Annotated in this window: 7 protein-coding genes; all 7 read right to left on the bottom strand. The window is 63.3% G+C overall.

Translation table 11 applies throughout. From position 1 onward, the window contains the following. Positions 1 to 75 precede the first annotated feature (75 nt). A complete protein-coding gene (locus tag AC07PQ_RS12150) occupies positions 76 to 942 on the bottom strand; it encodes an ABC transporter permease (protein ID WP_007928653.1) in 867 nt (288 codons plus the stop codon). A gap of 20 nt (positions 943 to 962) precedes the next feature. Next, complete coding sequence (locus AC07PQ_RS12145) at positions 963 to 1,823, bottom strand: ABC transporter ATP-binding protein (RefSeq protein WP_493185575.1); 861 nt, start codon at positions 1,821 to 1,823, stop codon at positions 963 to 965. Positions 1,824 to 1,828: 5 nt separating this feature from the next. Further along, the gene (locus tag AC07PQ_RS12140; protein WP_493185574.1) at positions 1,829 to 2,866 is read right to left on the bottom strand and encodes an ABC transporter substrate-binding protein; all 1,038 of its coding nucleotides are present in this window, start codon (positions 2,864 to 2,866) and stop codon (positions 1,829 to 1,831) included. A 27-nt stretch (positions 2,867 to 2,893) separates the two neighbouring features. Next, positions 2,894 to 3,784: a TauD/TfdA dioxygenase family protein gene (locus AC07PQ_RS12135; protein ID WP_007928657.1), complete on the bottom strand. Its 891-nt coding sequence runs from the start codon at positions 3,782 to 3,784 to the stop codon at positions 2,894 to 2,896. A gap of 358 nt (positions 3,785 to 4,142) precedes the next feature. After that, entirely contained in the window at positions 4,143 to 5,510 is a 1,368-nt protein-coding gene (locus AC07PQ_RS12130; protein WP_007928658.1) for an HlyD family type I secretion periplasmic adaptor subunit, read from the bottom strand. Then, positions 5,500 to 7,656, bottom strand: coding sequence for a type I secretion system permease/ATPase (locus AC07PQ_RS12125; protein ID WP_037035296.1), 2,157 nt, complete (start codon positions 7,654 to 7,656; stop codon positions 5,500 to 5,502). The genes AC07PQ_RS12130 and AC07PQ_RS12125 overlap by 11 nt, the downstream gene beginning before the upstream one ends. Before the next feature lie 38 nt (positions 7,657 to 7,694). Then, entirely contained in the window at positions 7,695 to 9,044 is a 1,350-nt protein-coding gene (locus AC07PQ_RS12120; protein WP_007928660.1) for a TolC family outer membrane protein, read from the bottom strand. Positions 9,045 to 9,304: the final 260 nt, after the last annotated feature.

The raw sequence follows: 9,304 nt of genomic DNA, 5'->3' as shown, positions 1-9,304 counted from the left end.
GCTGTCAGGTTTTGCGCCGGCTGCGCCGTCGAGCGCAGCCTCGCGGGCTCGGCAGCGGCTACAGGCGCTACGGGCTCAGCGTTGCATGCCCCAGCGTTTCACGGTGACCCGCTCCAAGGTGTCGAACACCAGGTTCTCCACCAGCAGGCCGATCAGGATCACCACCGCCAGGCCGGCAAAGACTTTGTCGGTGTACAGCTCGTTGCGGTTCTGGAAGATGTACCAGCCCAGGCCGCCCTTGCCGCTGGTGGCGCCGAACACCAGTTCGGCGGCGATCAGGGTGCGCCAGGCGAAGGCCCAGCCGATTTTCAGGCCGGCGAGGATCGACGGCAGCGCCGCCGGGATCAGGATGAACAGCACGAAGCGCATGCCCTTGAGCCCGTAGTTGCGCCCGGCCATACGCAGGGTTTCGGAAACCCCGAGAAAGCCGGCGTAGGTATTCAAGGCCAGGGCCCAGAGCACCGAATGCACCAGCACGAAGATCAGGCTGTTCTCCCCCAGGCCGAACCACAGCAGGGCCAGCGGCAACAGGGCGATGGCCGGCAACGGGTTGAACATCGAGGTCAGGGTGCTCAGCAGGTCGCGGCCCACCTGGGTCGACACCGCCAGGGTGGTCAGGGCAAAGGCCAGGGCGATGCCGATCAGGTACCCCTTGAGCAGCACGACCAGGGAGATGCCGACCTTGCCCAGCAGCTCGCCGCTGAGCAGGCCGTCGTACAGCGCGCTGGCGGTCTGCAAAAAGCTCGGTAGCAGCAGGTCGTTGTTCTGGTAGCGGGCCACGGCCTCCCAGAGCAGCGCCAGCACGATCAGGATCAGGCTCTTGCGCAGCCAGCCTTGTTGCCACAGGCGCTGGCCCAGCGGCAACTCACGCTCCAGCGGCACCGCCAGCAAGGGTTCGAGGGCAACTTCGTATTCCTGGCGAACAGGTGATGAATGGCTCATCGGGCGTTCCTCTTAAAGGCTCAATAAGCGATACGGATATCGGTGAAATCCAGCTCGCGCTCGGTTTCCGGCGACTGGCCTTCGTCGAACAGCAGCCGGTGGATACGCCGCGCCGTCTGCTGGAACGCCACGCCGCCGAGGCTTTGCAGGTCGTACTGATGGCTGTGGATTTCCGCTCGCACCCGCCCCGGATGGGGCGACAGCAGCAGGATGCGGTTGCCCACCACCAGCGCTTCCTCAATGGAGTGGGTGACGAACAGCAGGGTGAAGCGCACCTCTTCCCAGAGCAGCAGCAACTCCTCCTGCATCTTGCGCCGGGTCAGGGCATCGAGGGCGGCGAAGGGTTCGTCCATCAGCAGGATCTTCGGCTGCATCGCCAGGGCGCGTGCTATCGCCACCCGCGCCTTCATGCCGCCGGACAGGGTGTGCGGGTAGGCGTCGGCAAACGCCGCCAGGCCGACCTTGTCCAGGTAGTGCAGCGCGCGCTCCTCGGCCTCGCGACGGTTGAGGGTGTTCGACGCCAGCAGCGGGAACATCACGTTCTGTTTCACGGTTTTCCACGGCGGCAGCTGGTCGAACTCCTGGAACACCACGATCCGGTCCGGCCCCGGCTGGCTGACCCGCTGTCCTTGCAGGCGAATCTCGCCCTCGCAGGGCTGGATGAAGCCGGCGACCGCCTTGAGCAGGGTCGACTTGCCGCAGCCCGAGGGCCCGAGCAGGACGAAACGGTCGGCGGGATCGATTTCGAAACTGACCTGGTGGGTGGCCCGCACCACGCGCTGCGGGGTGCGGTATTCCAGGTTGACCTGGTCGACCGCCAGCAGCGCCTGGGCCGCCGTGGTCGGGTTGCTGGCCGTGTGGCCTTGCAAGGGGGCGTTCATGGCGATCAGCTCCCTTGCAGCGGCGTGGTGTCCTGGAAGAAGTAGTCCTTCCACGATTGCGGCTTGTTCTTGATCGCGCCCACGCGGTAGAGGAATTCAGCCAGCGGGTAGGTGTTTTTCGGGGTGACGGTGAATTCGAACTGCGGGTTGTCGATGATTTTCAGCAAGGCTTCGCGGTCGATCTTGGCCTTGGTCACGCGGATGTAGGTATCCGCCGCCGCGCCCTTGTCCTTCTGGGCGAAGTTGGCGGCCTCGGCCAGCGCCTCGACGAAAGCCTTGTAGGTTTTCGGGTTCTCGCTGCGGAATTTCTCGGTGGCGAACAGCACGGTCGGCGAGTTCGGACCCAGCAGGTCGTAGGTATTGAGCACCACATGCACATTCGGGTTGGCCAGCGCCTGGTCCTGGAACGGCGGGTTGGAGAAGTGCCCGGTCAGCTCGGTGCCGCCGGCGATCAGCGCCGCCGTGGCGTCCGGGTGTGGAACGGCGATGGTGTACTTGTCCAGGCGATTGAATTCCTTGTCGCCCCATTGCTTGGCCGCCGCGTACTGCAGGAATCGCGACTGCACGGAGACCCCCACCGCCGGCACCGCGATGCGGTCCTTCTCGGTGAAGTCGGCGATGGTCTTGACCTTGGGATTGTTGCTCACCAGGTAGTAAGGGAAGTTGCCCAGCGACGCCACCGCCTTGACGTTCTGCTTGCCGTGGGTGCGGTCCCAGATGGTCAGCAGCGGGCCGACGCCGGCCCCGGCGATGTCGATGGAGCCGGAAAGCAGGGCGTCGTTGACCGCCGCGCCGCCGGACAGCTGGGTCCAGTCGACCTTGATGTCGATGCCTTCTTCCTTGCCGTGTTTTTCGATCAGGTTCTGGTCGCGCACCACGTTGAGCAGCAGATAGACGATGCCGAACTGTTCGGCGATGCGGATCTCGCCTTCGGCATGGGCCACCGTCGGCGCGACCAGGCCAGCGGCCAGCAGGCTGAAGCCCAGACCGATGGCGGCCGCCAGTTTGCCCAGGCGCGGGAGGCGTTGAGTAGGTTGGGACATGGTGTTTCTCCTGCCGTGGGTGGCCGATCAGTAAGGGGCGTCGCCCTGGATGGTGGTGCGATAAAGCTTGCGGCGCAGGTGGCTGGGGCAACCGGCGGCCAGGTGGATCAGCGAGCGGTTGTCCCAGAACACCAGGTCATGGGGCTGCCATGGGTGGCGGTAGATGTTTTCCGGCAGCACGCTGTGGGCGTAGAGCTCGGCGAGCAGCTGGCGGCTCTCGTCTTCCGGCAGGCCGACAATGCGGGTGGTGAAGCCTTCGCTGACGAACAGCGCCTTGCGGCCGTTTTCCGGGTGGGTGCGCACGACCGGGTGCACCACTTCCCGGACCTGGGCCAGTTGCTCCGGGGTCAGGGTCGGGCGCCAGTTGCCCTCGAACTTGGTCTCGCTGTAGCGCGCGGTGTAGGAGTGCGCGGCAGAGCGGCCATCGACCGCCTTGCGCAACGCTTCGGGCAGGCTGTCCCAGGCTTTGTGCATGTCGGCGAACAAGGTGTCGCCGCCCTCGGACGGCAGCTCCTGGGCGTGCAGCATCGAGCCCAGGCTCGGCAGCTCCTTGTAGGAGAGATCGGAATGCCAGAACTTGCCAGCGTCCCCCAGGCCGATGGACTGGCCGTTTTCGATGATGTTGGAAACGATGAGGATTTCCGGGTGCCCGGCCAGCAGGAACTGCTTGAGCACATGGATCTGCAGCACGCCGAAACGGCGGCTGAAGGCGATCTGTTGTTCGGGGGTGATGCGCTGGTCGCGGAACACCACGACGTGATGATCCAGGTGCGCGCGGTGAATGCGCGCGAAGTCCTGGTCGTTGACCGGCCGGGCCAGGTCCAGGCCGACGATCTCGGCACCGACGGCGCCGCGGAACGGGCGGATATCAAAAGCTTGTGCGGCGATGGGCGCGGCACTTGGAGAGGGTACGGACATAAATCACTCCCACGCAGAGCACGCCCGGTGGCGCGCGCGTCGATCAGAAACTCACGGAGGTCCCGTGTGGGTTCATTTCGTGCGGCGCGCCGATTGGTCGGCAGGTACGCAGGGAGTCGACTTTATAGATATAAGAACTTAATTTTAAATACCGTTAACGAATAACGATATGGCGATTCAGGCGGGGGAATTCAATGGTGAATCCACAGGCGCCATCGCGAGCAAGCTTCGCTCCTACAGAAGCCGCGCGGTGCCTTCTGTAGGAGCGAAGCTTGCTCGCGAATGGATCGAAGATCGACGCCGCTCATATCCTGCCCATCCGCAGAATGATCAGACGCAGGCGGCAGCGGCTACCGCATCAACGCTCGTGCAGCGCCTCGGCACGGGCGCGGATGATCGGCTTGAGCAGGTAGCTGAGCACGCTCTTCTTGCCGGTGATGATGTCCACCGAGGCGACCATGCCGGGGATGATCAGCAACGGCTTTTCATCGGTGCCCAGGTGGCTGCGGTCGGTGCGCAACTTGATCACGTAGTAGGTGGTCTTCTTGTCTTCGTCGGTGATGGTGTCGGCGCCGATCTGTTCCAGCTTGGCCTTCAGGCCGCCGTAGATGGTGTAGTCATAGGCGGTGAACTTGACTACTGCTTCCTGCCCCGGGTGCAGGAAGGCGATGTCCTGCGGACGGATCTTCGCTTCCACCAGCAGGGTGTCGTCCAGCGGCACGATCTCCACCATGTCGCTGCCCGGCTGGATCACACCGCCGATGGTGTTGACCATCAGTTGCTTGACGATGCCGCGCACCGGCGAGGTGACCAGGGTCCGGCTGACCCGGTCCTCCAGGGCCTTGCCGGTGGCGCTGGCCTTGTTCAGTTCGGTGCGCGCCTCGTTGAGCTGGGTCAGGGCTTCGCTGCGGAATTTGCCGCGGGTTTCGTCGACCTTGCGCTGGACTTCCTTGATCGCCGACTCGGCACGGGGAATCGCCAGGGTGGTGGCGTCCAGTTGCCCACGGGTCTCGACTTCAGCGCGCTTGAGCCGCAGCACTTCCACCGGCGACACCGCGCCCTGGGCCACCAGCGGCTCGGACATGGCGATTTCCTGGCGCTGCAGGCTCAGTTGCTGGCGGTACTGCGCCTGCTTGGAGGTGAACTCGCGCAGTTCCTGCTGCTTCTGGATCAGTTGTTCCTGCAGGCCGCCGACTTCGTCGTGCAACTGCTGGCGACGGCTTTCATACAGCGACTTTTCGCTGGCCGCCTGGCCAGGCACGGCGGCCATGGCATCGGCCGGGAAATTCAGTTCGCGGTTGTCGATCTCCGCGCTCAGGCGCTCGACCCGCAGCAGCATCGACAGGCGATCGGCCTCGGTCTCGCCGACATTGGACTTGAAGCGCGTGTCGTCCAGGCGGATCAGCGGGGCGCCGGCTTCGACGATCTGCCCTTCCTTGACGAACAGTTCGGAGACGATACCGCCTTCCAGGTTCTGGATTTTCTGCACCTTGGACGACGGGATCGCCTTGCCCTCGCCCTTGGTCACTTCGTCGATCACCGCGAAGTTGGCCCACAGCAGCAGGAACAGGAAGAAGCCGATGATGCCCCAGATGGTCAGGCGGATAACCCGCGGCGCATCCTCGATCAGCGCCTTGTTGACCTCGGGCAGGGGTTGGTCGTGCAGCGATTCGGTGCCTTTGAAGTAGCGCAGGATCGAGTCTTTGAAACCGGATTTAAGCAACACTGATCTGCCCCTTCTTCAACGCTTCCATCACGACTGCTTTCGGCCCGTCGGCGAGGATCTGCCCGCGGTCGATCACCAGCAGGCGATCCACCAGCGACAGCAGCGAGGCACGGTGGGTGACCAGCACCACGGTCTTGGCTTCCACCACGGCTTGCAGGCGTTGTTTCAAGCGTTCTTCACCCGTGTTGTCCATGGCGCTGGTCGGTTCGTCGAGCAGCAGGATCGGCGGGTTGAGCAGCAGGGCCCGGGCCAGGGCGACGTTCTGCCGCTGGCCGCCGGAGAGGTTCTGCCCGCGCTCGCCGACCTGCAGTTCGTAACCCTGCGGGTGCAAGCGGGCGAACTCGTGGACGCCGGCCAGTTCGGCGGCCTGCAGCACCAGTTCGTCTTCGACGTAACGGGCGCCGGAGGTCAGGTTGTCACGCAGGGTGCCGGCCAGCAGCTGGATGTCCTGGGCCACATAACCGATGTTGTGGCGCAATTCGCTGACGTCGATCTGCCGGATGTCCACGCCGTCTACCAGCAAGGCGCCGGAGTCCGGGGCATACAGGCCCACCAGCAGCTTGGCCAGGGAGCTCTTGCCCGAGCCGCTGCGGCCGATGATGCCGATCTTCTCGCCCGGCTTGACCACCAGGTTGATGTTCTTCAACGCCGGATTCTGCTGCCCCGGGTAGGTGAAATTCAGCTGCCGGCATTCGATGGCGCCCTGCAACACGTTGCGGCTCAGGGGGCGCTCGTCGAAGTTGCGCTCCTGGGGCAGCTCCATCATCTGGTCGACCGAGGTCATGGTTACCCGCGCCTGCTGGTAGCGGGTCAGCAGGCCGGACAACGAGGCCAGCGGGCTGAGGGCGCGGCCGCTGAGCATGTAGCAGGCGATCAGCCCGCCCATGCTCAGGTTGCCGTCGATGATCTGGTACACGCCGAAGACGATCATGATCACCCCGGCCAGTTGCTGGATCAGCAGGGTGATATTCATCGCCAGGCTGGAGAGCATCTTCACCCGCAGCTCGAGGCGGCCCAGGGTGCCGATGGTCTGTTCCCACTGGTACTGGCGTTCGCTTTCGGCGTTGTTGACCTTCACCGCGTCCAGCCCGGCCAGGGTCTCGATCAGGCTCGACTGGCGCTCGGCGCCCAGGGCCATGGTTTTTTCCATGGTGGCAATCAGCGGTTTCTGCAGGGCATAGCCGATGCCCAGGGCAATCGGGAAGGCCAGCACCGGAATCCACACCAGGTGCCCGCCGAGGATGGCGATCACCAGGAAGATCAGCAGGGTGAACGGCAGGTCGATCAGGCTGGTGAGGGTCAGCGAGGCGAGGAAGTCGCGCAGGCTCTGAAACTCGTGGATGTTCTGGGCAAAGCTGCCGACCCGCGCCGGCCGGTACTTCATGGCCATGCCGACGATGCGCTCGAACAGCGTGGCCGAGATGATCAGGTCGGTCTTCTTGCCGGCCAGGTCCAGGCACAGGCTGCGCAGGCTCTTGAGAATCAGGTCGAATAGATAGGCGCCAGTGATGCCGATGGCCAGCACCCACAGGGTGGCGGCGGCCTGGTTGGGGACCACGCGGTCGTAGACGTTCATCACGAACAGCGGCGCGGCCATGGCAATGACGTTGATCAGCAGGCTGGCGGCGATGGCGTCGGCGTACAGCCAGCGCGAACGCTTCAAGGTGTCGCGGAACCAGGAGCGGGCGCGAGGAATCAGCGAGCCGTGGTTGACGTCGAATTTGTGTTGGGGCTGGGCGAAGAACACTTGCCCGCTGTAGTCGTCGGCCAGCATCTGGCGACTGACGCTGACCTCGCCGCCGTCGCTCTCGCTGAGCAGCAGGCGGGCCTTGTCTTCGCCCTGCCAGCCGAGCAGGACGGCGCTGCGGCCGTCCTTGAGCAACAGCATGGCCGGCATGGCGATGGCAGGAATCTGCTCCAGCTTGCGCCGCAGCAAGCGCCCCTGCAGGCCGGCGCGAGCGGCGGCGCGCGGCAGCAACTCGGCGCTCAGGCGCTGGGAGGGTAAAGGCAGGCCGGTGGTCAGCATGGCCGCGCTGGCCGGCTTCTGATGCAAGGAGCACAGGGTTAGCAGGGCATCCAGCAGCGGGTCGTCATGCATGCCGCGTGGATCATGGCTAAGTTGCACTCGACTGACTTCTGATTCCACGCTCGGCACTCTTTAACTGTCTATTGGATGAAAAGTACTCAATTCATCCCAGGCAGTTGGACCTTGGGCTTCACATCGTTCTGCACGACGGAAGCCATGGGTGCGACCACTCCCTGGCTCTTGAGCAATTCGCCCATGGTCGCCTTGATTCGATATTGAGTAAATAACTGAATGTTCTTGATTTCCGCCAAACGACGCGAGGCGGTGAACAGTTCATTCTCGCTATCGAGCAAGTCGAGCAAAGTGCGCTCGCCCAAACTGAATTGCTTCTGATACGCCTCACGCACGCTGGCGCTGCGATCGACATATTGCTGGGCGATCGGCACTTGCGCATTGGCGTTGTTCAAGGCGTTCCACGCCAAGCCTAGCTCTTCATTCAGAACACGCAGGGCGTTGTTACGAATATCCAGCGCCTGGGTGGACTGATAGGCCTTGGATTCCAGGTCGGCCTTGTTGCTGCCGCCGGCGAACAGGTTGAAGCGCATGCGCAACATGGCCTGCCATTCGTTGTTGTGGCCGTCGATGCCGTCCAGGTTGTTGTCGGCAGTACGCCCAAGCTCGGCATCGAAGCGCGGGTAGAAGGTCGACTTGGCGGCTTCGTACTGCTTCTCGGCGGCGACGATGTCGGATTCGGCCGAGCGCAGGATCGGGCTGTTTTCCAGCATCTGGCGCTGGGCTTCGTCGAGGCTGGCCGGCAGCAGGGCCATGAAGCCGACCGGGCGCTCCAGCTGATCCGGCATCTGGCCGACGGCGCTGAGGTAGTTGGTCTGGGCATCGGCCAGGTTGGTCTGTTCGGTGATCAGGTTGTTGCGCGCCTGGGCCATGCGCGCTTCCGCCTGGTCGAGGTCAGCGCGGCTGCCGACGCCGCGCTGGGTGCGCAGCTGGATCTGATCGTAGATGCGCTCGTGATTGCGCATGTTGTCTTCGGCCAGGCGCACGAACTCGCGCCGGGTCAGCACATCCAGGTACACCTGGGCCACGGTCAGCGCGGTGCGCTCGGAAGTGCCCAGCAACGAGTACGCCCGGGAATTGACGGTGGCTTGTTGACGCCCCACCTCGCTGGAGGTGGCAAAACCGTCAAAAACCATTTGCTGGAGACGTAAACTTGACTCGCTGCGGTTCAGCGTCTCCCAGTGATTGCTCGATCCTGCACGGGTGGTCGGGCTGTCGGTGCCTTCACGACCATAACCGCCCAGCAAATCGACCCGCGGCAAATAGCCGCCCTTGGCCGCTTTGAGCTGGTAATCGGCTGCCAGGCGGCTATTCACCGCGGCCTGGATTTCCGGATGGACATCCAGCGCTTTCTGCATGGCTTCGGGCAGGGTTTGTGCTTGGGCGAAACTGGCGGCGAGTACGAAGGGTAAGGCTTTGAACAACTGCGGACGCATAGAGGGGTTCCCAGGACTTCTTGTCCCAAATCACAGCAAAACGAGGCGCTGCATCGGATGATGGCAACCGGAATGACCGTATATCGGAAAGTTCAAACCATGAACTGGGTCACACACTTTTAGACAGGTCGCCGCATGAATATCAATGTGACATTACCTTGACGATTGTTTAGGATGACACTCAGAAGGTCAATAGTTTGGCATATGGTTAATAGCAAAAAAATATAGCCAATTTATTGACAAATGTTCGCGTCAAAATC

The organism is Pseudomonas sp. GW821-FHT09E12, from assembly GCF_059416085.1.
This window is presented reverse-complemented; position numbering and strand designations above follow the sequence as displayed.

What these genes read in the sequence shown, in the direction of transcription:
- AC07PQ_RS12145 (WP_493185575.1), bottom strand. Translation starts at nt 1,823, where the DNA reads ATGAACGCCCCCTTGCAAGGCCACACGGCCAGCAACCCGACCACGGCG.
- AC07PQ_RS12135 (WP_007928657.1), bottom strand. Translation starts at nt 3,784, where the DNA reads ATGTCCGTACCCTCTCCAAGTGCCGCGCCCATCGCCGCACAAGCTTTT.
- AC07PQ_RS12120 (WP_007928660.1), bottom strand. Translation starts at nt 9,044, where the DNA reads ATGCGTCCGCAGTTGTTCAAAGCCTTACCCTTCGTACTCGCCGCCAGT.
- AC07PQ_RS12140 (WP_493185574.1), bottom strand. Translation starts at nt 2,866, where the DNA reads ATGTCCCAACCTACTCAACGCCTCCCGCGCCTGGGCAAACTGGCGGCC.
- AC07PQ_RS12150 (WP_007928653.1), bottom strand. Translation starts at nt 942, where the DNA reads ATGAGCCATTCATCACCTGTTCGCCAGGAATACGAAGTTGCCCTCGAA.